Raw genomic sequence first — 24,599 nt, 5'->3', positions numbered from 1 at the left:
AAATCCCGGTCGATCGGCCGGATTCAGGCTTCGGCCCGAAGGAGGCGGTCGAGGAACAGCGTCGCCACCGTGAAGTCCGCGCTGGTGCCCGGATTGAGTCGGGCCGCCTTCCAGGCGCGGTCCCGGTCGAGGAGGGCGTCCACGGGGGCCGCGGCGAGATCGAGGGCGAGCAGCGCCTCGGCCTCGGCCCGCAGGGCCTCCGCCCGGTCGGGGCCGTGCTTGCGCGCCACGTGGCTGTCGGGCACCCGGGCGAGATAGGCGAGATACAGGGCGGTGGTGCACCAGGGAGGGGCGAGACCCCGCGCCCGGGCCGCGGCCAGGGCCGGCAGGCCGATGGCGAACAGATCGGCGAAGCCCGTCACGTAGGCCCGCGCGATGGCGTCGCGCGGGGCGGCCTCCGCCATGGCGGCCCGAAGCGAGGCGGGGCCTTGTGGATCGGGACCCTGCGAATCGGTGACGTCGTAGCGCTCGGCCCGGCCGAGGCCGCCCGGATTGGCCCGGCGGATCGCCGCGAAGACGTCGCGGGCATCGGCGGCGTCGAAGCCGTCGAGCACGATGGCGAGGGCGGCCCGCAGCGGAGGGGCGCTCTCCGCCGCCCGGGCGAGGGGCGCGCAGAGGAGCAGGATGCCGAGATTGGTGTTCTGGCCGACGCGGTCCATCGTCGCCTCGACGGCCCGGAGCACCCGCCGGCCGACCGGCGCGCCCGCCTCGGCCAGGGCCGGAGCCGAGACCTCGGCGCTCGTCACGAAATCCGCCACCGCCATGCGGTGGCCGTCGGCGAAGGCGTGGACGTTGCCGGGCTTCAGGGCGTCGAGCTCGTCGAGGCAGCTCGCGCGGTAGGCGGCGGCGACGGTCCCGGGTGCGATCATCCGAGGGCCGAGACGAGGCGGGGCGGACGGGCGGCCCGCACGGCGTTGAGGAAGCCGCGGGCGACGGCGAGGGCGATGTCGACCTCGGTGACCTGCTGCAGCCCGGACCAGGCCGGCATCGAGTTCACCTCCAGCACGAGGTAGCCCCCCTGCCCGTCCTCGACGAGGTCGATGCCGGAATAGTCGACGCCGACCGCCGCGGCGGCGCGCTCGGCGAGCTCGGCCGCGGCGGGCGGCATCGCCCAGGCCAGGGGCCGGCCCCCGCGATGGACGTTGGTGATCCAGCCGTCGCCCTCGCGGATCATGCCCGCGATGGCGCGGCCCTCGCAGACGAAGACCCGGTAGTCGCGCCACAGCCCGTCGGTGCGGGCGATGTAGCGCTGCAGGTAGTAGACCCGGGACACCGCCTCCTCGTCTGGCAGGTCCTCGGGGTGCTCGATCAGCTGGAGGCCCTCGCCCTGCGAGCCGAAGAGCGGCTTCAGCACCAGGGGACGGCCGGGGCGGGCCTCCCGGGCCACGACCGCGGCGGCGGCGTCCCGCTTCGAGAGCACATAGGTCTCCGGCGTCGGCAGGCCGGCCCGGTCGATGAGCAGGCTCGTCATGGCCTTGTCGACGGAGCGCTCGATCGCGCTCGGGGAATTCCACACGGTCGTGCCGCGGGCCACCAGGGCGTGCAGCACCCCCAGGCGCATGGTGGTCGCCTCGAAGGTGCCCCCCGCGATGGTGCGCAGGAGGACGCCGTCCGGCAGGGTCTCGAAGCCGGGCACCCGCAGGGGCTCGGGGCCCCCCGTCACCACTGCGACGTCGGCCATGGAGAACAGCACCGGCGCGGCGCCGAGCTGTTCGAGGGCGGCCCTCAGGCGTGCCTTGTGCCAGTTGCCGTTATCGGCCGCGAGCCCGATCCGCATGCTTTCTCACCACCTCAACGTCGGTTCCCTCTCCCCCCTGCGGGAGAAGGTGGCCCGCGTCAGCGGGTCGGATGAGGGGAGCGCCATATCCGGATAGGTCGCCCCCTCTCCCGCCTGCTCCGCAGGTACCCTCCCCCGCAGAGGGGGGAGGGTTCTTGCACGTCCGCTCAGCGGAACGAGGCCTCGACCAGCTCCGGCATCAGCTTGCCACCGCGAAAACTCTTGCCGGTGGTGACCGAGGTGACGATGACCTCGGCCGGGCTGAAGAGGGCGCCGTCGATCTTGTAGAAGTCGCCGTTCACCCGGGAGAAGATGTCGGCGAAGGGCGCGCCGTGGTCGGCGGAGTTCGACGAGGGGATCTGCTCGGCGAGCTGCCGGGCGTCGGCCTCGTCGGCCTCGACGAAGAGCTGCACCCGGCCGCCGTAGATGATGGCGTCGTTGGTGCGGCCCATGGCCTGGATGAAGTCCGGGTGCGGCGGCGAGAGCGGCGCGGAACCGATGCCGTCCACGATCGTGTGCAGGTCGAAGCCGACCGTGTGGGCCTTGTGCAGGGCCACCTCGAGGACGCGGGCGACGACCTGGGTCGAGCCGGCCAGGCTCTGGGTCGGGGCGTAGATGAAGGTGAGCTGCTCGGGGCTGAGGCCGGTGGCCTCGGCCACCTTGGCGATGACGGAGGCCGGCGGGCCGCCGGCGGCTTCCAGCACCAGGGCGGTCCGCTGCGCGGTGTCCTTGTAGCCGAGCTCGCCGTAGAGGTCCTCCACCGCCGCGACGGCGCGGCCGGGGCCGGAGCCGAGGGCGAAGAAGCCCGAATCCCCGGTCTCGTCGGCCAGCGACCAGCCGGCATACTGGCTGCCGAGGCAGGCGATGACCGGATCGGCGGCGTGCACGATCACCGAGTAGGGCCAGGACGCGATCGGGCCGGACGGCGCGATCGAGACGGTGCCGAGGCCGCCGAGACAGATCTCGGCGATGCGGCGGCCGGCCTCGATGGAGCCGCGCACGGTGGCGCCGGCATCGATCATGCGGGCGCCGTTCTCGGTGGTCACGGACAGGCGCAGGGCCTCGGCATCGGCGACCAGCCGCTCCACCAGGGGAGCGGTCAGAGCGTTGACGCTCGGAAACGGGAATTTCGCGCCGCTCGGGCTCGTGGTCATGGGTGTCCCTCCGTCAGGGCGAGCTGGATCCGCAATTCGGCGGCCCGGCCTCGCAACATCGCTCTCGTGGCGGCCGAGTCCGGCCCTGTGGCGAACAGGGTGCACAGGGGCGCGTGGCGCGCCACCGTGGTGCCGGGTCTTGGGCGGTCGCGCACGAAATCCGGCCAGGTGATCGGCGGTATCGGCGCGTAGCCGCTGGCCGCGTAGCAGATTTCGGACGCCGCCGCATCCACCGGTGCGGGTTCGGGATCGCCGAGGCGGCCGAGGCTCGCGGCGATATGCAGGCCGAGCAGGGGTGTCGCGCGCCGGTCGAGCACGTCGAGGGTCGCCCCCGGGCGGGGATTGATCTCGGTCAGCCACCAGGCCTCGCCGTCGACCAGGCAGTCGGCGCTGGCGAGGCCGGCGAGGCCGGTCGCCGCCGCGAGGCGGGTCACGCCCGCGACGATGTCCGCCTGCAGACGTGGCTCGAGGATCGGTGGTTCGTGGCGGCCCCGTTCCAGAGCGCCGGCATAGCGGAAGGGGTGCAGGGGCGACGGGGCGCACCATTGCTCGGTCACGCCCACGACTCGGACGGCGCCGCCGGCAGCCAGGACCGAGATTGCGACGGCGCGGCCCGGCACCCGGGCCTGAAAATAGGCTCCGGGCGGCGCCGCACCGGCGGTCGCCCGGCGGATGTGGGTGCCGCCCGAGCCCCCGGCCCGCTTGAGGAGCCAGGCGGACCGATCCGGCACGGGGGCGCGGGTCACGGCCGGGTGCGGCACGCCGTGCGCCCGGCACAGGGCCGCGAAGGTGGCCGGGTCCTTCAGCGCACCGACGCAATCCGGGCTCGCGCCGAGGAGACGGTAGCGGCCCGCGATGGCCCGCATCAGCGCGGGCGCCGCCTCGAAGCCGCTGCCCAGCACAATGCCGAGGGGCTTTTCCGATCCCAGGGACGCGAGTTCGTCCAAGCGGGCGACGAGGGCATCACCCGCGAGCCCGGCCCCGAAGCGGCCCTCGGCCTGGCGGTACCCCTCGGCCAGCGCCTGCGTGTCGGCATCGCCGAACAGGTCGAGTACGAGGGGCCGCAGGCCCGCCCGCCGGGCCGCCTGAGCCAGGGCGCGGCCGGACTGGGCGGCGACGAGGAGGGTCTGTCCGGGGCCCAGCCCCGGGTGGGCCGCTCTCAGCCCGCCACCTCGACCGCCAGGGTGTAGGCATCGCGAAAATCGAGGCAGAGGGGCTCGTGGGATTCGAGCATGCGGCGGAACAGGCGGGATTCGGTCTGGTACTTGACGTTGCCGACCGCCAGCGCGCCGATGCCGACGCCCCGGCCCGTGGGCAGGGGCACGTCGATGGCGTTGACGTCGATGCCGGCGATGCCGGCGGGCGGCACGGCGTTGACGTCGGAGGCCACGAGCAGGTTCGGGGCGGATTCGAGATCCTCCGCCGTGAGGATCGGGATGCCGGCCGGGCCGGCCGAGAGGATGACGTCGGCCTTGCCGATCGCGGCGCGGCGCGCGGCGACGGTGGAGCCGTCCACGGCCTCGACCTCGACGCCGAAGCGCCAGCGCATGGTGTTGGCGATCTTGCTGACACGCTCCTCGCCGTCATGGCCGACGATCACCGCGTTGGCGCCGTGGAGGGCGCCGATCACGGCCGCGACATAGGCGACGACGCCGGCCCCGCCGAAGATCACGATGCGCTTGCCCTCGAGGCCGGTGTCGAACTTCGATTTCAGGGCGCGGGTCACCTCGGCCACCATGGCGGCGCCGGTGGTGAAGGAGCCGGCGGGGTCGGCGAAGATGTGGTTGGCGAAGGGCGGCACCAGGGCCTTCTTGGCCCGGTCGACCATGTCGAGGGCGTCCTCGGCGTTCTTGCCGCCGATGAAGATGCCGGTGCGGACGCCGTCCTGGGGGCTGCGCGAGAAGATCGAGTCTTGGACCAGGGTCGTCACGTCCGCGAGCGTGGCGTTGGTGTAGGTCGCGATCGTCTCGAAGCCCGCATCCACCGCCATGTTCACGTCGAACGGGCTCATGTGCTTCAGGGGCGTGATCATGTGCAGGATCGAGCGGGCCATCGTCGGACTCCCTTCGTGCTGTGACGCGGCCCGATCGTGCGCGGAGGCGTCGAATTGTCAAAGCCCGCCGGGTTCGGGTGGGCGGAAGCTCGGCTCTAGCGGGATTCGTCTTAAAGCGCGGTGACCGACGCGCCGGTGTTGCGTCCCCGGGCGATCAGGAACCTGAGGGGACCCGGACGCTCCAGCATGCCCACGAGGGCGCGGGCCTCGGCCTCCGAGGGCACCAGGGCGAAGCCGGTGGGGCCCCAGGAGCTCTGGCCGTAGCCGGCGAGTCCGAGGTCGGCGACGGCGGCGAGCGCCGCGGCCACGGCGGGGCTGGCGAAGCGCCCGCCCTGGTGGGGCGCGAAGTGGTCGCCGATGAGCTGCTGGATCCGGGTGATGCCGGCGCCGAACCCCTCCGGCTCGGCCGTGACCGCGGCCGGCAGCACCTGCATCAGCACGATGCGGCAGATCTCGGCCGCCTGCGCCTCCGGGAAACGCGGCAGGTCGCGGAAGGCCGCGACCTCGCGGGTGCCGTGGACGCCGGTCATCTCGGTGTCGAGGATCAGCACCACGCGCCAGGCCTCCGGATAGGCCAGGCGGGCGATCACCGGCGGCGGGTTGCCGTCGGGGTCGCGGCCGCCATCGACGATGAGGCCCCCCTGGGTGAAGGCCGCGAGGCCGACCCCCGAGCGGTTCCCCCGGTCGAGGGCGTCGGCGAAATCCTCCGGCGCGAAGGGCCGCCCGGCCAGGCCCGCCAGCGCGGCCGCCACGCTGAGCGCCAGCTGCGTGCCGGAGCCGAAGCCCGCATGGGCGGGGATCGCCGATTCGATGGTCAGTGCGGCGTGACCGGCGATGCCGAGGTGGCCCGCGGCCGCCAGCGCGTAGGCGGCGGCCCGGCGTGCCTCCGGCCCGGTCACGTCGAGGCGCTCGGCCGGACGGGCGGTCAGGGTCACGGCGGGGGCGTCGAGGGCGAGGCCGATGCTGCCGAAGCGCCGGCCGAGGCCGCCATGCAGGTCGAGGAAACCGAAATGCAGGCGGGCCGGGGCGTGCACGCGAAGGCCGGCGCCGGGTCCGCCCGGCCCGCTCGGGATCCGCATCACGTCGATCCCCTCCATCGTGCCCCGTCCTCCCCGCTCCGAACGGCCTCGTGCCCCCGCGGGCCGCCGATCCCGCGCCGCCGGCTTCTCCCACGGAGCGCCGACCCGTCGCAAGCGCATCGGACAAATCTCCCGCCGCGGTGCCGGGCGTCTGATTCGCCCGACGCGGTTCAGGGGGGTTGCCTGGGGGGCGGCGGCGATGCAAACGTGCCGCCCCAACGACACGGACTGGCTCAGTCCCGCCGTGCGCGACGCCGAATACGGCGCGCGCCGGGCCCTCGATTTTCCAAGGTGCAACGCATGGCGGCCTGGGTGAAGGGTGGTGCGACGGACGCGGACGCGGCGGTGGAGGCCGCCGCCACGCTCCTCGCTTCAGCGCAGAATGTTGTCCTGGCGGGGCTCTGCGCCGAGTTGAGCGCGGTGCGCGCCGCCTACCATCTCGCCGACGCCCTCGGTGCCTCCGTCGATCCCGTGGCTGGCCCGAGCCTCTATGCCGAGCTCGGATCGCTCAGCCGCAGCGGGGCCATGACGACGACGCCCGCCGAGGCCGTCGGCCGGGCCGATGCGGTCCTCATCGTGGGCAACGCCCCCTGGGACCGCCCCATCGTCCAGGACATCGCCGGCACGCAGGCGACGCGGGGCCGCGCCGCCGGTTCCGAGCGGGTGATCCTGTCCCTGGGCGGCCCGCGCAACGGCGCCACCCGACACGTGGCCTATCCGGCCGAGGCCGGCGGCCTCGCCGTCTCGGTCGCGCATCTGCGCGCCTTCCTGAAGGGCAACCTCGGCGGCGAGGCGGCCTATGCCGACCTGGCCCGCCGCCTTGCCGCCGCGCAGTACGGCGTCGTGCTGTACGACCCGGCCGAGATCGGCGAACTGGGCGTCGAGATGCTCCAGGGCATGATCAAGGACCTCAACGAGGTCACGCGCTTCTTCGGCCTGCCCCTCGCCGATCCGTTCCAGGGCCGTGCCCTCCTGCAGCTCGCCGCCTGGACCACCGGCCAGGCCCCCCGCGTCGGTTTCGGCCGGCACGTGCCCGAGCACGATCCCTGGCACTTCGACAGCGCCCGCCAGATCGCCGCCGGCGAGGCGGACGCCGCCCTGTGGCTCGCCTCCCTGCCCGCCCCGCGCCCCGACTGGCTCGGCACCCTCCCCAGCGTCGCCATCGTGGGCGTCGGCAGCCCGGAGGCCGGCGGCGACGTCGCCGACGTGGTCTTCGCCGTGGGCGTTCCCGGCGAGAGCGCCGGCGGCAGCCTGTGGGACGAGCGCCGGGCGGCGATCACCTACGCGCCGGCCCCCGGCCCGACCGCCGAGCTGAGCGCGGCCGGCATCCTCACCGCCATCCACGATCGACTTCAACACCGCCTCATGCAGAAGAAGGCCGCCGCATGCTGATCCGGATTCACGGAGGCCGGGTCGTCGACCCGACGGCCGGCCGCGACGCGGTCGGCGAGGTCTGGATCGAGAACGGGCGCGTCGTGCCCGCCTCCGACCGCGCGCCCGACCGCACCGTCGACGCCACCGGCTGCGTGGTGATGGCGGGCGGCGTCGAGGTCCATTCGCACATCGCCGGCGGCAACGTGGTGATGAGCCGCCTGCTGCTGCCCGAACTCTACGCCAGCGAGGCCGCGCCCGAGGGCCATCCCTTCGCGCATGCGGGCGGCTCGGCCGCCTGGATCGGCGCGAACTACGCCCGGATGGGCTACACCCTGGCGGTCGAGCCGGCGATGCCGCCCGCCAACGCGCTCGCCACCCAGCTCGAGCTCGCCGACATCCCGCTGCTCGACCGCGGCGCCCTGACGGTGATGGGCAACGACGACCACCTGCTCCAGCTCCTGCGGGCGCGCGAGGGCAAGGCGGCGGTGCGCGACCTCGTCGCCCTCTCGGTGGCGACCTCGCGGGGCCTCGGCGTCAAGTGCATCAACGCGGGCGGCGCCTCGGCCTTCAAGGACGGGATGCTGAAGCTCAGCCTCGACGACGAGATCCCGGTCTACGGCCTCTCCACCCGCAAGATCATGGGCGCCCTCCTCGACGCGGTCGAGGAGATCGGCGTGCCGCACCCGCTGCACGTCCACTGCAACAACCTCGGCATCCCGGGCGCCGACGAGTCCTTCGTGGACACCCTGGAGGCGGCGGAGGGGCGGCGCATCCACTTCGCCCACGCCCAGTTCTACGGCTACGGCGTCGCCGACCCCGAGAACCCCCTCACGGGCGGCTTCCGCTCGGCGGCCGAGCGCATCACCGAGGCCATGGAGGCGCACCCCAACGCCACCTACGACGTCGGCCAGGTCGCCTTCGGCCAGACCGTGACGATCTCCCTCGATATCCTGCGCCAGTTCGCCGGTCGCAAGGGCGCCACCCCGAAGAAGTGGATCGTCACCGCGGGCGACGCGGAGGGCGGCGGCGTGGTGCCGTTCCTCTACAAGCCGCGCGGCGCCGTGAGCTCCCTGCAATGGGCGATCGGCCTCGAGCTCATGCTCCTGTCCAAGGAGCCGGAGCGCACCATCCTGACCACCGACCATCCGAACGGCGGTCCCTTCACCGACTACCCGCGCATCATCCACTTCCTGATGGACAAGGAGGAGCGCGACCGCGAGATATCCTCCCTGCACAAGGTGATCGCCGAGCGCTCCGGCCTCTGCGCCATCGAGCGCGAGTACAGCTTCTCGGAGATCGCCCAGCTGACGCGCTCGGGTCCCGCCAAGCTCCTCGGGCTCGCCGATCGCGGCCACCTGCGCGAGGGCGCCCGGGCCGACGTCGCGATCTACCGCGACGACCCCGACCGCACAGCCATGTTCGCCCGCGCCAAGCTGGTGCTCAAGGACGGCGAGACCATCGTGGAGGACGGCGAGGTGGTGGCCTGGCGCTCGGGCCGCACCCTGGAACTCGCCGTCGAGTCCGACAAGGCGATGGTGGCCCGCTCCGAGACCTACCTGCAGGACCGCTTCGGCACCGGCCTGAAGAGCTTCGCGGTGCCGGACGAGGCCTTCCCGAAGCCGGACGTGTTCGCGGAGGTCGCATGTCGGTCGTGAGAAAGATGCGTCGCGTGGGGACGGGTGACTGAGATGACGGACCTCACCCTCAACGGCATTCCGGTGATCGACACCTTCGCGGAGGCGTTCGACGTCGCCGGAACGGCGATCATCATCACCAACGACACGGCCAAGTGGGCGATGATCGCCGCCACCGTGATGACGGGCTTCGCCACCTCGGTGATCGGCTGCGGCGCCGAGGCCGGGATCGACTGCGAGCTCTCCCCCGAGGAGACCCCGGACGGGCGCCCCGGCGTGCGCGTGCTGCTGTTCGGCTTCGAGCCGAACGGCCTCAAGGACCAGCTCCTCAAGCGGGTCGGCCAGTGCATCCTCACCTGCCCGGGCACCGCCTGCTACGCCGGCGTGGACGGCCCCACGAAGATCAAGCTCGGCGGCGCGATCCGCTACTTCGGCGACGGCTTCGCGGTGGCCAAGCGCCTGACCGACCCGGTCACCGGCAAGGCCCGGCGCTACTGGCGCATCCCCGTCATGGACGGCGAGTTCCTGTGCGAGGACTTCGTCCGCGCGGTGGACGGCGCGGTCGGCGGCGGCAACCTGCTGTTCCTCGGGCGCAAGCACGCCGACACCCTGAAGGTCGCCGAGATCGCCGTGGAGGCCGCCCGCGCGGTCTCCGGCGCGATCCTGCCCTTCCCGGGCGGCATCGTCCGCTCCGGCTCGAAGGTGGGCGCGCGCACCAAGGGCATGATGGCCTCGACCAACGACGCCTATTGCCCGACCCTCAAGGGCCGGGCCGGCACCGAGCTCTCGGCCGAGGTCGGCGTCGTGCTGGAAATCGTCATCGACGCGCTCACCTCCGACGCGGTGGCCGAATCGATGCGCGCGGCCCTGCATGCGGCGACCGAAGCGGGGGCGGCGCACGGGCTCGTGGCCGTCACGGCCGGCAATTACGGCGGCAATCTCGGCCGCCACCATTATCATCTGAAGAACCTGCTCTCGAAGGAGCCGGGCAGCGAGGCTGGAGCGGCATGAGTACCCTCACCCTGCGCCAGGAGCCGCCGGAGCGGCTCGATTTCCGGCACGTCACCCCGCTGGCGCTCAGCGGCCTGTCCGAGGCCGAGGCAGGCAAGCTCCCCGTCGGCACGGGCCGGCGCGGCCTGACGCTCGGCGATTGCTTTACGCTGTCCCTCGACGGCTCCGACGACCTCGTCATCGAGGGGGGCTCGTCGCGCCTCGACCGGGTCGGCGCATCGCTCAGCGGCGGCCGCATCCGGGTCACCGGCGATGTCGGGCAGCGCCTCGGCGAAGGCATGGCCGGCGGCTCGGTGACGGTCACGGGTTCGGCCGGTCCCTTCGCGGGCGCGGGTGCCACCGGCGGCACGATCACGATCGAGGGCGATGCCGGCGACCATGCCGGCGGCGCGGTCTACGCCGCCAAGGCCGGCCTCGACGGCGCCACCCTGGTGATCCGCGGCAGCGCCGGCGACTATCTCGGCGACCGCATGCGGCGTGGCCTGATCCTGGTCGGCCGGGCGGGCGCCCATGCGGGCGCGCGGATGATCGCCGGCACCATCGCGGCGACGAGTCTGGGCGACCATCCGGGCTATGGCATGCGCCGGGGCACCCTCCTGGCCGGCGCCGTCGGGGCCCTGTCCCCGAGCTTCGTCGAGACCGGCACGCACGATCTCGTGTTCCTGCGCCTCCTGGCCCGCTCGCTGCGCCCCCTCAGCCCGGCCCACGCGGATCTCGCCGCCGGGGCCCTGACGCGCTACTCCGGCGACCTCGCCACCCTCGGCAAGGGCGAGCTCTGGGTGGCGGCCTGAGGCCGTCTCCGGCTCTTTCGGGCGCGCCCACGGCGAACCGGAGGGCCGGGCCCACCGTCTCGGCCCCGGAGGGGCGGCCCTCGATGCCGGGCCGATGACCCTCCGGACTTGCACAATCCTCCCGATCGGACAATTTTCTGCGTCCGCGGGCGGTACCATAGTGCCGGTGTCCCGTTTGTCCCCAGCGCGAACCCGGCCTCCTCATGCTCATCCTGCTCTCGATCTGCCTCCTGTCGCAGCCCTCGCAGTGCCGCGAGGACAAGATCGACCTCTCGTTCGAGGCGCGCAGCCCGAACATCTGCCTGCGCAACTCCCAGAGCGCCATCGCCAAGTGGCAGGCGGAGCACCCGGAATGGCAGGTGACGCGGTGGCGCTGCGCCGTCCGGGGCAGCCAGCCGCGCGACCTGTAAGCGGGGCGCCCGCGATCAGGAGCGCGCGCCCCGCGCCCGCCGCGCGGCAACGCTTGCAACCGAGCCGGCCCTGAGCCTACAGAGCATGCGCGCCCGATGTTGATCGCAAGGTCGTCGGAGCAGACGGGATGATCAGGCAAACGCGGAATGCAGTGCAGTCCGGGTGGCCGTCCTGGTCAAGGCCCGAGAAACACGTCGGGACGATTGCGCAAGACGGTTTGGCAGGACGATCGGGCAAGACGATGTCGGCACGACCATGCGCTCGCTGAAGGTCCGGTTCGCGCTCCTGCTCGGCGGCACCGCGCTCCTCGTGGTCCTGGCGGCCCTCGGCGTCCTCGCCTCGATCGGCGCCGCCGAGCGCACCATCGACCGGACGCTGGCGGCCCAAGGGCGCCTCGAACTTCTGGTCGAACTCTCCGGGCGCATGACCCAGTACGGGCTCGCCGCCCTGGAGGCGGTGAGCAACCCGGATGCGCAGCCGGAGGGACTCGCGGTGGCGCGCGCCCATGTCGACCGCGCCCTGGTGGCGGTGGACGAGGCCCTGGGGCGCTCCATCGCGTCGAGTGACGACCCCCTCGACCGCACCCAGTACGCCGCCCGCACCCGGCCCCTCGCCCAGCTGCGCGCGGCCCGCGCCGTCCTCGACCGGCAGGTGACCCAGGTGCTGCGCCAGTCGGAGGACGAGTCGCGCCGGGCGGCGATCCGGGGCGCCCTGAACGGCTTCGGTGCCATGACCGGGCAACCGCTCTCCTTCCTGATCGAGGTGGAGCGGCGCTCGATGATCGCCGGCTCGGACGCGGCGCGCGCGCTCTCCGGCACCCTGCGGGTCGCGTCGCTGGCCGCCGTGGCGGGGGCGCTCGCCCTCGTGCTCCTGCTCTACCGGGCGGTGACCCGTCCCGTGCTGGCCCGGATCGAGGCGGTGCGCCGCGCCGCCGGCGCGGTGGGCCGGGGCGAGCTCGACACCCGCCTGTCGGTGGCGACCCGCGACGAGCTCGGCCTGCTCGTGGCGAACTTCAACCGCATGGCCGCCCGCCTCGCCCGGCGCGAGGGCCGGCTCGCGGCCGACCGGGCCGCCCTGGAGGACACGGTGGCGGCCCGCACCCTCGATCTGCGCGCCGCCAATGCCCGCCTGGAGGCGGTGGACCGCTCGCGCCGGCGCTTCTTCGCCGATGTCAGCCACGAGCTGCGCACGCCCCTCACGGTCATCCTGGGCGAATGTGACATCGCGGCCCGCTCGGCCGGGCGCCAGACCGACGTCACCCCGGTCTTCGCCACCATCCGCAAGCGCGCCCTGCGCCTGAAGCGCCGGGTCGAGGACCTGCTGCGCGTCGCCCGCTCCGAATCGGGGCAGATCGAGCTCGACCGCCGCCCGGTGGGCGCGGGGGAGATCCTCGCCGACGCCGTCGACGGCATGGGCTCCGAGGCCGCCCGCCGCCGCGTGGCGCTGAGCCTCGCTCTGGTCGAGGCCGACCCGATGCTGCTCGCCGACCGGGAATGGCTGCGCCAGGTGGTCGAGAGCCTGATCGACAACGCCCTGCGCCACGCCACCGGGCTCACCCGGGTGGTGGTCGCCCTGGCGCGGGCGGAGGGGGGGCACGCGGTGGTGACGATCACCGACGACGGGCCCGGCTTCCCCGACCTCGGCGACGGCCTGTTCGAGCGCTTCCGCCGCGACAGCCCCACGGGAGAGGCCGGCTTCGGCATCGGTCTGGCCCTGGCGCGCTGGGTCGTGGAGCGGCATGATGGCACGATCCGCCTCGGGGCGGGTCCGGGCGGGCGCGGTGCGCAGGTGGCCCTCGACCTGCCCGCGCTGTCCCCCAGCGACGCCGAGCATCCCCCCTCGCCTCACCCGACGGGCGCCCAGGAGACCGTGGCATGACGCGCGTACTGATCGTCGAGGATGACAGCGACATTCGCGCCATGCTCGCCCGCGGCCTGGAGGCGGAGGGCTTCTCCGTCGGCGTCGCCGGACGGGTCGACGACGCCCTCGCGGCCGCCCGCGCCGAGGCGCCCGAGGCGGTGGTTCTCGACATCACCCTGCCGGACGGCTCCGGCCACGATGTCTGCCGCTCCCTGCGCGAGGGCGGCTATCCGGGGCCGATACTCTTCCTCTCCGCCCGGGACGAGGTCCGCGACCGCGCCGAGGGGCTGGCGCTCGGGGCCGATGACTACATCGTGAAGCCCTTCGTCTTCGACGAGCTCCTGGCCCGCCTTCAGACCCACCTCCTGCGCCGCAAGGCCTCGGAGGAGCCCCGCACACTGGTCACCGCCGGCAAGCTGATGCTCGACCTGACCGTCCGTCAGGTCGGATTCGCGGATGCGACGGCGCGCCTCACCCCCCGCGAGGCCGAGCTCCTCGCCCTGCTGATGGACAACGCCAACCATCCGGTCTCGCGGGGCGACATCTTCGACAAGCTCTGGGCCGGCCAGGGCGGCCTCTCCCTGAATGTCGTCGATGTCTACGTGGGTTACCTGCGGACCAAGCTGTCCGACTTCGTCCGCCTCGGCGGCCCGGTCATCGTCACGGTGCGGGGCCGGGGCTTCATGCTGGACCTGAAGGGACAGGATTTCCGGCACTGAAACGGGCATGCCGCGTTAACGCCGACACCGGATTCGCGGGGGTGGACGGGAGGAACCGGCAATTTAGCGCTTGAACTGCCGGGCCAAATTGTCGATACCAGCGCGGCGACAGAAATCTCTGCGCCGTCAGTGTCTTACGATCTTCTTAGAGGCGATCGGGATGCTGCTGACGTTCAGAAGAAACCTTCAGGAGAAACACCATGACCTGGGCTGCCCCCATCGTTTCCGAGATCTGCGTCGGCATGGAAGTCACCAGCTACGAGTCGGCTGAGATCGACACCTTCAACTGAGTTTCGTCGAACCCGAGGGTCCGAAGGCAGCGTCGGTTCCACCATGCATGTCCTGATCCTCGGTTCGGCCGCGGGCGGCGGCCTTCCCCAATGGAATTGCCGCTGCCCGATCTGCTCCCTCGCCCGTGAGGACGAGACCCGCGTCAGGCCGCGGACCCAGTCGAGCATCGCCGTCTCCCCCGATGGAGAGCGCTGGCTCCTGGTGAACGCCTCCCCCGATCTCCGCCAGCAGCTGTTCGACAATCCGGCGATGCACCCGCGCACGGGGCTGCGGCACTCGCCGATCCAGGCCGTGCTGCTGACCAACGGCGACGTCGACCACGTCGCCGGCCTGCTGACGCTGCGCGAGGGCCAGCCCTTCACCCTCTACGGCACCGCCGGCATCCTCGACTCCGTCAACGCCAACCGGGTGTTCGACGTGATGGCCACGGGCGTCGTCGCCCGCGAGCCGATCGCCCTCGACCGGCGCTTCGAGCCGGTGCCGGGCCTGCACGTCACCCTGTTCGCGGTGCCCGGCAAGGTGCCCCTCTGGCTGGAGGACGAGACCCTGCAGATCGGCGCCGAGACCGAGACCACGGTGGGCGCGATGATCGAGGCCGGCGGGCGGCGCCTCGCCTACATTCCCGGCTGCGCCCGCGTCACCGAAGACCTGAAGGCCCGCATCGGCGGGGTCGACGGCCTGCTCTTCGACGGGACCGTGCTCCTCGACGACGACATGATCCGCGCCGGCGTCGGCACCAAGACCGGCTGGCGCATGGGCCACGTGCCGATGACCGGCGAGGGCGGCTCCATCGCGGCCCTGTCCGACGTCGCGATCGGCCGCCGGGTTTTCGTCCACATCAACAACACCAACCCGGTGCTGGTCGAGGGCTCCGAGGCGCGGCGCCAGGTCGAGGCCGCGGGCTGGACCGTGGCCCATGACGGTTTGACGCTGACTCTTTCGTGAGGCGTCCATCTGGCAGTTTAGTGCCGACGACATACATTGTGTCCGATTGAATTGCGTCGGCGCGCCCGTGGCCTTCACGGGGTGCGGCGCGATTGATAAGAAAAGTTCCTAAAACCGCTCCACGCTGATCCGCGAGCCACGCCATGACCGCGCCCTTCCCGACCCCGAAGACCGATGAGGCCCAGCGCCTGCTCTCGCCGGAGGAGCTGGAAGCGGCCCTGCGCGACATCGGCGCGCGCCGCTACCACAACCTGCACCCGTTCCACCGGCTCCTGCACGACGGCAAGCTCAGCAAGGATCAGGTCCGGGCCTGGGCGCTGAACCGCTACTATTATCAGGCGATGATCCCGGTGAAGGACGCCGCCGTCCTCGCGCGCATGACCGACGCGTCCCTGCGCCGGGTCTGGCGCCAGCGCATCGTCGACCACGACGGCGACGCCCCCGGCGACGGCGGCATCGAGCGCTGGCTCAAGCTCGCCGAGGGCGTGGGCTTTGCCCGCGACTACGTGGAATCGACGCAAGGCATCCTGTCGGCCACCCGGTTCTCGGTGGATGCCTACGTGCACTTCGTGAAGGAGCGCTCGCTGCTGGAGGCCATCGCCTCCTCGCTCACCGAGATGTTCTCGCCGACCATCATCTCGGAGCGGGTGGCCGGGATGCTGAAGAACTACGACTTCATCACCAAGGACACGCTGGCCTATTTCGACAAGCGCCTGACCCAGGCCCCGCGCGACGCCGACTTCGCCATCGCGTACGTCAAGGAGCACGCCACCACGCCGGCCCTGCAGCGCCAGGCGATGGATGCCCTGACCTTCAAGTGCAACGTGCTCTGGACCCAGCTCGACGCCCTCTACTTCGCCTACGTGGCCCCCGGCCTGACCCCGCCCGACGCCTGGACGCCCGGCATGGGGCTCGTCCCCGAGCCCGCCGTGGCGCAGGCGGCCGGGACCGGCACCCTCGCGGCGCAGGACGTGCCACGCCTGCCCCGGGGCGTGCGCCTGCGCCACGACGCCGTGCGCGACCAGCACGTCCTCCTGGCGCCCGAGCGCACCTTCGACCTCGACGCCAACGCGGTGGCGGTTCTCGAACTGGTCGACGGGCAGCGCAGCGTGCGCGCCATCGCCGCCCTGCTGGGCGAGAAATTCACGGCGGACCCCGCCGTGATCGAGGCCGACATCCTCGTGATGCTGAACGATCTCGCCACGAAACGGGTCCTGGAGCGATGAACGCGATCACGCCGAACGCCCCCACCCTGCCGGCACCGGTCGGACTCCTGGCGGAGCTCACCCATCGCTGCCCCCTGCGCTGTCCCTACTGCTCGAACCCGCTCGAGCTCGACCGGCGCTCGGGCGAGCTCGACACCGCCACGTGGCAGCGGGTGCTGACGGAGGCGGCGGGCCTCGGCGTGCTGCACGTCCACCTCTCGGGCGGTGAGCCGACGGCGCGCAACGACATCGTCGAGATCACCGCGACCTGCGCGAAACTCGGCCTGTATTCCAACCTCATCACCTCCGGCGTCGGGGGCGCCCTGCAGAAGCTCGACGCGCTCTACGAGGCGGGCCTCGACCACGTGCAGCTCTCGGTGCAGGGCGTCGACGCGGCCAATGCCGAGAAGATCGGCGGCCTCAAGAACGCCCAGCCGCAGAAACTCGCCTTCGCCGAGCGGGTGACCCAGCTCGGCCTGCCGCTGACGCTGAACTCGGTGATCCACCGGGGCAACATCCACGAGGTCGAGGGCTTCATCGATCTCGCGGTAAAGCTCGGGGCTAAGCGCCTGGAGGTGGCCCACACCCAGTATTACGGCTGGGCCTACGTGAATCGCGCCGCCCTGATGCCGAATAAAGCGGAGGTCGACCGCTCGATCCGCATCGTCGAGGCCGCCCGCGAGCGCCTGAAGGGCCAGCTCGTCATCGACCTCGTGGTGCCGGACTACTACGCGAAATACCCCAAGGCCTGCGCCGGCGGCTGGGGGCGCAAGCTCATGAACGTGACGCCGCAGGGCAAGGTGCTTCCCTGCCACGCGGCCGAGACGATCCCGAACCTCGAATTCTGGTACGTGTCCGACCATTCGCTCGGCGACATCTGGGCGAACGCGCCGGCCTTCACGGCCTATCGCGGCACGGACTGGATGCAGGAGCCCTGTCGCTCCTGCGACCGGCGCGAGAAGGACTGGGGCGGCTGCCGCTGCCAGGCCCTGGCTCTCGCCGGGGATGCGGCGGCCACCGATCCGGCCTGCTCGCTCTCGCCGCTCCACGCCAAGGTGCGGGGCCTCGCCGCCGAGGAGGCGGCCGAGATCCCGCCCGACTACATCTACCGGACCATCGGCAGTAACGTGCAGCCCAATGTGCGTCCGCCGCTGAATGAGGAAGCGCCGCTTTGAAGCCCGTCACACTCGCCGCGCTGCTGATGCTCGCCGGCGCACCCGCCCTCGCCCAGACCCCGCCGACCACCCCCGCGCCACCGGCGACGCCCGACGCGTCCGCCGTGACAAAGGCCAGCACCGCGACGACGCCCGACGCCTCGGACCTGCTCTTCGAGCAGCCGCAGATGAAGAACGTCCCGCCGGGGTCGAAGCTGACCTACGATTACCTGCGCCGCAGCGGCATCTCGAAGGGCCCGTTCGGACCGCCGCTGAACGACACGATCAAGCTTGGTATCGAGCCCGGCAACGGTGCGGAGAACCGCAATATCCGCGTGGAGATGTTCTCCGGGGCCAACCGTTTCCCGGCCGGCCCGTTCGAGGACATGCCCGGCAACCCGGTGATGACGCTCTTCCTGGAGCACCATCTCATGGATCTCGCCCGCGTGCTGATGGCCAATCCGCGCTACATCAAGAACGCCATCCGCAAGGGCCTGCGCGACAACGCCACCGTGACGCCGACGCAGATCGACTACAAGGGCCAGAAGGTCGACGCCTGGCGCATCGAAACTCAGCCCTTCCTCGACGACAAGATGAAGGAACGCATGCGCGGCTTCGAGAACCTGAAATACACCTTCGTCACGTCTGCGGCCGTGCCGGGCGAGCTCGTCTCGATCGAGGCGAGTTCCAAGAACGCCGAGGGCGGCGAACTCCTGCAGGAGAACCTGAGCTATGATCCGAACGCTGGTTAAGCGGCTCCCGCACCTCGCCGCCGGCGCCTGCGCCGCGGCCTTCCTGGCGGGTGCGGCGACCGCGGCCGAGTCAGAGAACGACTACCCCACGGAGGCCCGGGCCGACTACATCTTCGGCTGCATGGCGGCGAACGGCCAGTCGCGCGAATCCTTGTCGCGCTGCTCCTGCTCCCTGGATGCCCTCGCCTCGCTGCTGCCCTACGACAAGTATGTCCAGGCCAGCACCGTGCTGTCCCTGCGCCAGGGCATCGGCCAGCGCACGGCCCAGTTCAAGTCGACCAAGGTCTTCGACGATCAGGTGGCCGACCTGCGCCGGGCCCAGGCCGAGGCCGAGATCCGCTGCTACCGCAGCGGGACCTGACCGGGTCACGCGGACGTCGCAGGGGCGCCGCCCGGCGGCGGCGCAGGACTTGGCCCCGTTCGGCCCCAGCGCCGGCAGGGGCGTTGCTCCGACCGGGCATTGCGTTCAAAGACAGCGGCATCCCGGCCGAGGACGCGCTCCGGTCGCGCCCGCCTTCGAACCCGAGCATCTCGTGCCCCCAGACCTGCCGGCTCCGCTGACGACGCTCCTGCCCGATCTCGGTCGGCGCGTGCTCGTGATGGGCATTCTCAATGTCACGCCCGATTCGTTCTCCGATGGCGGCCGCTTCGCGGATGTCGTGGCCGCCCGCACCCAGGCCGAGGCCCTGGTGGCGGAGGGCGCGGCCCTGGTGGATATCGGCGGCGAATCCACCCGCCCCGGCCACGTGCCCGTCCCGGCCGAGGAGGAGCAGGCTCGGATCCTGCCGGTGATCCGCGACCTCGCGGCCCGCCTGCCCGTTCCGATCTCGGTGGACACCTATAAGGCCTCGACCGCCCGGGTGGCGCTGGAGGCCGGCGCCCGCATAGTCAACGACGTCTGGGGCCTGCAGCGCGAGCCCGATATCGCCCGGGTCGCCGCCGATCACGGCGCGCCCGTGATGATCATGCACAACCGCGAGACCATCGATCCGGCCCTCGACATCGTCGCCGACATGCTGCGCTTCTTCGAGCGCTCGCTGGCCATCGCGCGGGCCGCCGGCCTGCGCGACGGCGACATCGTGCTCGATCCCGGTATCGGCTTCGGCAAGAGCTGGGCGCAGCACCTCGAAGCCCTGCGGCGCCTGCCCGAGATCGTGGCCCTCGGCTTTCCCGTCCTCGTCGGCGTCTCGCGCAAATCCCTCCTCGGACGCCTGCACGATGCCGAGACCAAGCCGGTGGACCGGCTCTTCGGCTCGATCGGCAGTCACGTCCTCGCCGCCACCCTCGGGGCGCAGATCGTGCGCGTTCATGATGTCCGCCCGCACGTCGATGCCCTGCGGGTGGTCGACGCCGTGATGGGACGCTCCGCATGAGCGACCGCATCCTCGTCGACCGGATCGCGGTCTTTGCCTTCCACGGCCTCCTGCCCGAGGAGGCCCGCCTCGGGCAGCGCTTCTACGTCTCGCTCGATGTGCGCCTCGACCTCGGGGCGGCCGGGCGTTCCGACGACGTCGCCCGGACCGTGAGCTACGCCGACCTCACCGAGATCGTGACCCGGATCGCCACGCAGCGGCGCTTCGCCCTGATCGAGGCCCTCGCGGAAGCCATCGCGGGCGAGATCCTCGACCGTCACCCGCCCATCACCGAGATCCGCGTGCGGGTGGACAAGCCGAGCGCGCCGGTCCCGGCCGTGATCGACGGCGTCGCCATCGAGATCGTGCGCCGCCGCGAGGCCGCCCGATGAGGCGTGGACCGGACTGGCACGCCGCCTATCTCGGCCTCGGCAGCAATCTTGGCGACAAGGCCGCGACCCTGGCCGATGCGGTGGCGCGGCTGGCGGCCACACCGGGCATCCGCGTCACCGCGCGCTCGTCGAATTATCGCACGCCGCCCTGGGGCGACACCGACCAGGACTGGTTCCTCAACGCCGCGATCGGGATCGAGACCAGCCTCACCCCGCACGAACTCCTGGAGGTGGGCCTCGCCATTGAGACCGCCATGGGCCGGGTGCGCGAACGCCGTTGGGGTCCGCGGGTGATCGATATCGACGTTCTGTCCTACGAGGGCGCGACGATCTCGGATGCGCGCCTCGTACTGCCACACCGTTTCGTGCGCGAGCGCGCCTTCGTGCTGGTGCCTCTGGCCGAGATCGCCCCCACCCTGCGCATTGGGCCGGAGACGGTCGCCGCAGCCCTCGCCAAGCTCGACGCCGCCGGCATCGAGCGGGTCTGATCTGGGCCGGATCTCGATCGGGGATCTGGGATCGACCCCGGCGGAAAGAGCCGCCCTCTCGGCATCGTGACGCCGACGCAGCCGTCGGTCCAGGCGACGAGGCGGTGCGAGGGGCCGAGCCGGGACAGCCCGAGTTGCGCTCGGCGATCGCGTCGGTACTCTCCGGCATGCGCCCGTCACCCGCGCGGGATTTCTGGCCCTCCGGGCTGACCCCGAGGGAGACCGGATCGGGGCACGAGGATCCCAGCTCCCGCGCAGAGAGGCGTCAGGCGGCGAATGCCTAGCTCCACGCGGATGCGGTCGGCCCTGTCCGGTTCGATCCGAAGGGCCGTCGTGAACCGCGGCCATGGGCGCTGGTCGACGATGCGCGCGCAGGGGTCTGAACGACGATGGCGGCGACGGAGCCCATCCGATCGCCGCCATCGCGGTCTCTCTCTCCTGTCGCCCCCGACCTCCTCGGGGGCAATATCAGGGGCTCGGAGCGTCGAGGAGCTTGTTGCCCTCTTCCTCCAGCAGCGGCACGTCGTAGTCGCGCAACACCTTTTCGATATCGGCGCGGCGCTTGCGCAGGATCGTGTTGAGGGTGCGCTTCCAGTCGTTCTCCTCCAGGCGCACCCCGAGGGCGATCCGGAAGGTGAGCGGCGGCCGATCCGGCTCCTGCAGCAGCGCCACCACCGTCATCGGCACGCCGCTGTGCTTGGCGAGCCAGCCGGCGGCGGGTCCCCAGAGGATGGCGGCATCGATGCGCTTCTCGGCGAGATCCGCGATGACCTCGGCCGAGACCGTCTGGTGCCTGCGGGCCGGATCGAGCTGATAGGGCGCGTAGGCCTTCATGGAGCTGACGAGGCCGACCTCGCCCATCCGGTTCACCGGGGGCGTGCCGCCGATGACGCCGATGGACTTACCCTTCAGCTTGGGATCGTCGAGCCGGGCCACCCCGTCGAACTCGCCCGTGCGGGTGACCAGCGTATAGGCGGAGCGGTAATAGGGATTCGAGTGCTGGACGAGCTCTCCACCGGCGGCCGAGCCGATGATGAGGTCGCAGAGGCCCGTGCCGAGGGTATTGCGGACGAAGCCGGGCCCCTGCGTCAGCCAGTAGTACCGGATCTTGACCTTGAGCTCGTCGGCGATGATCGCGGCGATTCGGTTCTCGAAGCCGTCCTCCTTGCGTTCGGAGAACGGCATGTTGCCGGGATCGCCGCAGACACGCAGAGTGTCCGTCGTCACGAGGTCCGGCAGCGATTGTGCCAACGCAGGTCGCGCTCCGGCTGCGAGCAGCAGGAGCGCGAGCGCGAGGCCCGTCCGGGAGCCTGGATGCGCCATTAGCCGCCCAGGCACTCCTTCTCAGCCGTCTTGGCGGCCTCGGGCTTGTCTTCCTTGTCGGTCGGGCGGACGCGTGGCATGGCGCCGGACGCCCGGGCCTTCAGGTAGACGTAGAGGTCGTCGGCGTAGCACATGACGTTCTTGTTATCGCCGAAGGCCGGCATCACGCGCTCCTGGCCGGCCTGCGAGTCACGCTTGCCGCCAGCGAGGATGCCGATGAACTCCTCGTAGCCGATCGTCTTGAGCGAGTCCTTCAGGGCCGGCGCGTAGGTCGAACCCATGGCATCGGGTCCGTGGCAGACGTGGCACTCGGCGTGATAGCGGCGGTAGCCCGAGTAGGCGTACCAGTCGAACTTCTTGCCATCAGCGGTAATATGGTAGGTGGGGTGACCTTCCGAGTCCTGATACTTTCCGTCCTCGACCTTCACGGCCGCGAACTTGTCGATCAGCTTCGGGTCCTTCTCGGGTGCATTCGGATCGAGCTGATTGGCGAGGGCCGGATCAGCCTTCTTCGCATCCTGGGCCTGCACGGCGAGCGTTGAGACCGACGCGAGAGCGAACGCTGCCGCGAGAGGGCGGATGACGGCTTTGCTAAAGGTGTACAACGACGTTTCTCCCAGGAACACCACGTCGGCTCACCAGCCGCGTGTTTCGCGTGTTGTTCTTCCAATTCTAATCATAAAGGTGCCGGCGCGGAAACCCGCGCCGGCACCCTATGATCTACCGTTGCGTGCGACCGATTAGTTCGGCAGCGAGAAGACGGTCAGCTGACCACCGAGGTTGGTGTAGTTCGAGAGGGCGGCGTAACCACCCACCGCACCGAGACCGGCGTTCGGGTCGGTCAGGCCGGCCGCGAGGCCGATGCCGGCCCAGCCACCGACACCCGACAGGATGCCGACGTACTGCTTGCCCTTGTGGCTGTAGGTCATCACGTTGCCGATGATGCCCGACGGGGTCTTGAACTTGTAGAGCTCCTTGCCGGTCTTGGAGTCGACGGCCTTCAGGTAACCCTCGAGGGTACCGTAGAACACGACGTCACCAGCGGTGGCGAGGGCGCCCGACCACACCGAGAACTGCTCCTGGTTCGACCACTTGATCTTACCAGCGACGCCGTCCCAGGCGATGAAGTTACCCATGCCGCCGTGGCTGTTGGGGGCCGGGTACATGGCCAGCGTCGCGCCGACGTAGGGCTGACCCGGGGTGTAGGAAACCCGGAACGGCTCGTAGTCCATGCAGACGTGGTTGGTGGGCACGTAGAACAGGTTGGTCTTCGGCGAGTAGGCCGCAGGCTGCTGGTCCTTGGTGCCGAGAGCGGCGGGGCAGATACCCTTGGAGTTGGTATCCTCACCGTTCTGCTCGGTGGAGTACTTGGCCTGGACGAGCGGACGACCGTAGGTCTTGGAGCTCTTGTCCATGTCGACCTTCGAGGCCCAGTTCACGACCGGATCGAACTTCTCGGCGACCAGGAGCTCGCCGGTGGCGCGATCGAGGGTGTAGCCGAAGCCGTTACGGTCGAAGTGGGTCAGGAGCGGACGCTCCTTGCCGTCAACCTTCTGATCCGTGAGGATCATCTCGTTGATGCCGTCGTAGTCCCACTCGTCGTGCGGGGTCATCTGGTAGACCCACTTGGCGGCGCCCGTGTCGGGGTTACGCGCCCAGATGGTCATGGACCACTTGTTGTCGCCCGGACGCTGCTTGGGGTTCCAGGTCGAGGGGTTGCCCGAGCCGTAATACATCAGGTCAAGCTTGGGATCGTAGGAGAACCAGCCCCAGGTGCAGCCGCCGCCGGTCTTCCACTGATCGCCTTCCCAGGTCTTCAGCGAGGAGTCCTTGCCGACCGGCTTGCCGAGCGAGGTGGTCTTCTCGGGGTCCATGATCATGTCGGCGTCGGGGCCCTGGGAGTGGCCGCGCCACACCTTCTTGCCCGTCTTGGCGTCGTAGGCGGTGACGTGACAGTTCACGCCGAACTCGCCACCGGAGATGCCGACGATGATCTTGTCCTTCACCGGGAGAACGGTGGCGGTGTTGGTCTCACCCTTCTTGGGGTCGCCGTTCACCACCGACCAGTTCACCTTGCCGGACTTCGCGTCCAGCGAGACGACGGTCGTGTCGGCCTGGTGCAGGATGATGGCGCCATCGGCGTAGGCGAGGCCACGGTTGACCGTGTCACAGCACATCACCGGAATGACCGACGGGTCCTGCTTGGGCTCGTACTTCCAGACGATCACGCCGTCCTTGTCGAGGTCGAGGGCGTAGACGATGTTCGGGAAGGGGGTGTGAACGTACATCATGTTGCCGACGACGAGCGGGGAGCCCTCGTGGCCGCGCAGCACGCCGGTCGAGAAGGTCCAGGCCACCTGGAGCTGCTTGACGTTGCTGGCGTTGATCTGGTCGAGCTTCGAATAGCGCGTGTTGGCATAGTCGACGGTCTGAAGGACCTGCTCGGCCGGGTTGGCCGTGCGCTTCAGGACGTCTTCGTTGGCGAACGCCGTGGTCGAAGCGACCATGCCGGCGCCGAGTGCGAGAAGATGTACCGCTCTCATGGATTCCTCCGACAGATCTTGCAGCCGCCATCATGCGGAAAACCCGCAGGATCACGCCGTGATCTGACTGTTTGCGACAGGGATAGGTTCGCCTCGGTAGCGGACGCCAAACCCTTATTTCCAAACCACTAATGGCCAGGACGGGGTTTGTGTAGTCAGGGGCCGCTATCCCTTTGCGGCGCCCCTCGAAACCGAAGCTTGAATGAACTCTAAGAAAAATTCGGCCGGCGTCAACTCGCTTGCGCCCTGTGCTTCCAGGCTTCGCACAAGTCCTCGTGAGCCTTTGGCCGA

The 24,599-nt window shown here is 70.8% G+C and carries 25 protein-coding genes; 16 read left to right on the top strand and 9 right to left on the bottom strand.

The window, feature by feature from the left end; translation table 11 throughout:
* Positions 1-23: 23 nt before the first annotated feature.
* The 6 genes from AC6EUL_RS07135 to AC6EUL_RS07110 all read right to left on the bottom strand — a co-directional run bounded on the left by AC6EUL_RS07135 (position 24) and on the right by AC6EUL_RS07110 (position 6,081).
* On the bottom strand, positions 24-869 hold the full coding sequence (locus tag AC6EUL_RS07135) for a triphosphoribosyl-dephospho-CoA synthase (protein WP_499869628.1): 846 nt from the start codon (positions 867-869) through the stop codon (positions 24-26).
* A complete protein-coding gene (locus tag AC6EUL_RS07130; protein ID WP_499869626.1) occupies positions 866-1,777 on the bottom strand; it encodes an ATP-grasp domain-containing protein in 912 nt (303 codons plus the stop codon). The genes AC6EUL_RS07135 and AC6EUL_RS07130 overlap by 4 nt, the downstream gene beginning before the upstream one ends.
* A gap of 167 nt (positions 1,778-1,944) precedes the next feature.
* Entirely contained in the window at positions 1,945-2,931 is a 987-nt protein-coding gene (mch, locus tag AC6EUL_RS07125) for a methenyltetrahydromethanopterin cyclohydrolase (RefSeq protein WP_056220310.1), read from the bottom strand.
* On the bottom strand, positions 2,928-3,878 hold the full coding sequence (locus tag AC6EUL_RS07120; RefSeq protein ID WP_499869624.1) for an ATP-grasp domain-containing protein: 951 nt from the start codon (positions 3,876-3,878) through the stop codon (positions 2,928-2,930). Before AC6EUL_RS07120 ends, mch begins: the two co-directional genes overlap by 4 nt.
* Before the next feature lie 212 nt (positions 3,879-4,090).
* Positions 4,091-4,984, bottom strand: a complete 894-nt coding sequence (locus tag AC6EUL_RS07115) for an NAD(P)-dependent methylenetetrahydromethanopterin dehydrogenase (RefSeq protein ID WP_056220304.1) — start codon at positions 4,982-4,984, stop codon at positions 4,091-4,093.
* A 110-nt stretch (positions 4,985-5,094) separates the two neighbouring features.
* Positions 5,095-6,081: a beta-ribofuranosylaminobenzene 5'-phosphate synthase family protein gene (locus tag AC6EUL_RS07110; protein ID WP_082486903.1), complete on the bottom strand. Its 987-nt coding sequence runs from the start codon at positions 6,079-6,081 to the stop codon at positions 5,095-5,097.
* A gap of 282 nt (positions 6,082-6,363) precedes the next feature.
* Between AC6EUL_RS07110 and AC6EUL_RS07105 the strand changes: the two genes are divergently transcribed.
* From AC6EUL_RS07105 to folK, 16 genes are all read left to right on the top strand, one after another.
* On the top strand, positions 6,364-7,455 hold the full coding sequence (locus AC6EUL_RS07105; protein ID WP_499869621.1) for a formyltransferase: 1,092 nt from the start codon (positions 6,364-6,366) through the stop codon (positions 7,453-7,455).
* Positions 7,449-9,092, top strand: a complete 1,644-nt coding sequence (locus AC6EUL_RS07100) for a formylmethanofuran dehydrogenase subunit A (RefSeq protein ID WP_499869619.1) — start codon at positions 7,449-7,451, stop codon at positions 9,090-9,092. The genes AC6EUL_RS07105 and AC6EUL_RS07100 overlap by 7 nt, the downstream gene beginning before the upstream one ends.
* Before the next feature lie 33 nt (positions 9,093-9,125).
* Positions 9,126-10,082 carry a formylmethanofuran--tetrahydromethanopterin N-formyltransferase gene (gene fhcD / locus AC6EUL_RS07095; protein ID WP_056220295.1) on the top strand — a complete coding sequence of 319 codons (957 nt, stop codon included), beginning with the start codon at positions 9,126-9,128 and terminating at the stop codon, positions 10,080-10,082.
* Positions 10,079-10,873, top strand: a complete 795-nt coding sequence (locus AC6EUL_RS07090) for a formylmethanofuran dehydrogenase subunit C (protein ID WP_499869617.1) — start codon at positions 10,079-10,081, stop codon at positions 10,871-10,873. The genes fhcD and AC6EUL_RS07090 overlap by 4 nt, the downstream gene beginning before the upstream one ends.
* Positions 10,874-11,076: 203 nt before the next feature.
* On the top strand, positions 11,077-11,283 hold the full coding sequence (locus AC6EUL_RS07085) for a hypothetical protein (protein WP_056270611.1): 207 nt from the start codon (positions 11,077-11,079) through the stop codon (positions 11,281-11,283).
* 256 nt (positions 11,284-11,539) lie between these two features.
* Positions 11,540-13,162 (top strand): sensor histidine kinase, encoded by a 1,623-nt coding sequence (locus AC6EUL_RS07080; RefSeq protein ID WP_056270609.1) that lies wholly within the window; start codon positions 11,540-11,542, stop codon positions 13,160-13,162.
* A complete protein-coding gene (locus AC6EUL_RS07075; RefSeq protein ID WP_055951546.1) occupies positions 13,159-13,863 on the top strand; it encodes a response regulator transcription factor in 705 nt (234 codons plus the stop codon). Before AC6EUL_RS07080 ends, AC6EUL_RS07075 begins: the two co-directional genes overlap by 4 nt.
* A gap of 200 nt (positions 13,864-14,063) precedes the next feature.
* Positions 14,064-14,153, top strand: coding sequence for a pyrroloquinoline quinone precursor peptide PqqA (gene pqqA / locus AC6EUL_RS07070; protein WP_055889187.1), 90 nt, complete (start codon positions 14,064-14,066; stop codon positions 14,151-14,153).
* Between the two features lie 43 nt (positions 14,154-14,196).
* Entirely contained in the window at positions 14,197-15,099 is a 903-nt protein-coding gene (pqqB, locus tag AC6EUL_RS07065) for a pyrroloquinoline quinone biosynthesis protein PqqB (protein WP_056220280.1), read from the top strand.
* A gap of 143 nt (positions 15,100-15,242) precedes the next feature.
* Positions 15,243-16,325, top strand: coding sequence for a pyrroloquinoline-quinone synthase PqqC (gene pqqC, locus AC6EUL_RS07060; RefSeq protein WP_499869613.1), 1,083 nt, complete (start codon positions 15,243-15,245; stop codon positions 16,323-16,325).
* Complete coding sequence (gene pqqE, locus AC6EUL_RS07055) at positions 16,322-17,479, top strand: pyrroloquinoline quinone biosynthesis protein PqqE (protein ID WP_056270606.1); 1,158 nt, start codon at positions 16,322-16,324, stop codon at positions 17,477-17,479. Before pqqC ends, pqqE begins: the two co-directional genes overlap by 4 nt.
* Complete coding sequence (locus AC6EUL_RS07050) at positions 17,476-18,210, top strand: hypothetical protein (RefSeq protein ID WP_499869611.1); 735 nt, start codon at positions 17,476-17,478, stop codon at positions 18,208-18,210. Before pqqE ends, AC6EUL_RS07050 begins: the two co-directional genes overlap by 4 nt.
* Positions 18,191-18,571: a hypothetical protein gene (locus tag AC6EUL_RS07045; protein ID WP_499869609.1), complete on the top strand. Its 381-nt coding sequence runs from the start codon at positions 18,191-18,193 to the stop codon at positions 18,569-18,571. The genes AC6EUL_RS07050 and AC6EUL_RS07045 overlap by 20 nt, the downstream gene beginning before the upstream one ends.
* Positions 18,572-18,809: 238 nt before the next feature.
* Positions 18,810-19,583: a dihydropteroate synthase gene (gene folP, locus AC6EUL_RS07040; RefSeq protein ID WP_156647934.1), complete on the top strand. Its 774-nt coding sequence runs from the start codon at positions 18,810-18,812 to the stop codon at positions 19,581-19,583.
* A complete protein-coding gene (folB, locus tag AC6EUL_RS07035) occupies positions 19,580-19,954 on the top strand; it encodes a dihydroneopterin aldolase (protein WP_056270598.1) in 375 nt (124 codons plus the stop codon). The genes folP and folB overlap by 4 nt, the downstream gene beginning before the upstream one ends.
* Positions 19,951-20,442, top strand: a complete 492-nt coding sequence (folK, locus tag AC6EUL_RS07030) for a 2-amino-4-hydroxy-6-hydroxymethyldihydropteridine diphosphokinase (protein ID WP_056220262.1) — start codon at positions 19,951-19,953, stop codon at positions 20,440-20,442. Before folB ends, folK begins: the two co-directional genes overlap by 4 nt.
* Before the next feature lie 468 nt (positions 20,443-20,910).
* Here folK and xoxJ read toward each other — a convergent pair whose 3' ends face one another.
* The 3 genes from xoxJ to xoxF1 all read right to left on the bottom strand — a co-directional run bounded on the left by xoxJ (position 20,911) and on the right by xoxF1 (position 24,308).
* Entirely contained in the window at positions 20,911-21,765 is an 855-nt protein-coding gene (gene xoxJ / locus AC6EUL_RS07025; RefSeq protein WP_499869606.1) for a rare earth element methanol dehydrogenase accessory protein XoxJ, read from the bottom strand.
* On the bottom strand, positions 21,765-22,370 hold the full coding sequence (locus tag AC6EUL_RS07020) for a c-type cytochrome, methanol metabolism-related (RefSeq protein ID WP_082486902.1): 606 nt from the start codon (positions 22,368-22,370) through the stop codon (positions 21,765-21,767). Before AC6EUL_RS07020 ends, xoxJ begins: the two co-directional genes overlap by 1 nt.
* A 135-nt stretch (positions 22,371-22,505) precedes the next feature.
* The gene (gene xoxF1, locus AC6EUL_RS07015; protein WP_056220255.1) at positions 22,506-24,308 is read right to left on the bottom strand and encodes a lanthanide-dependent methanol dehydrogenase XoxF1; all 1,803 of its coding nucleotides are present in this window, start codon (positions 24,306-24,308) and stop codon (positions 22,506-22,508) included.
* Positions 24,309-24,599: the final 291 nt, after the last annotated feature.

This window comes from Methylobacterium sp. 001424705, from assembly GCF_059816145.1.
Note: the sequence above shows the minus strand (reverse complement) of the source record. Positions and strands in the feature narration are given on the sequence as shown.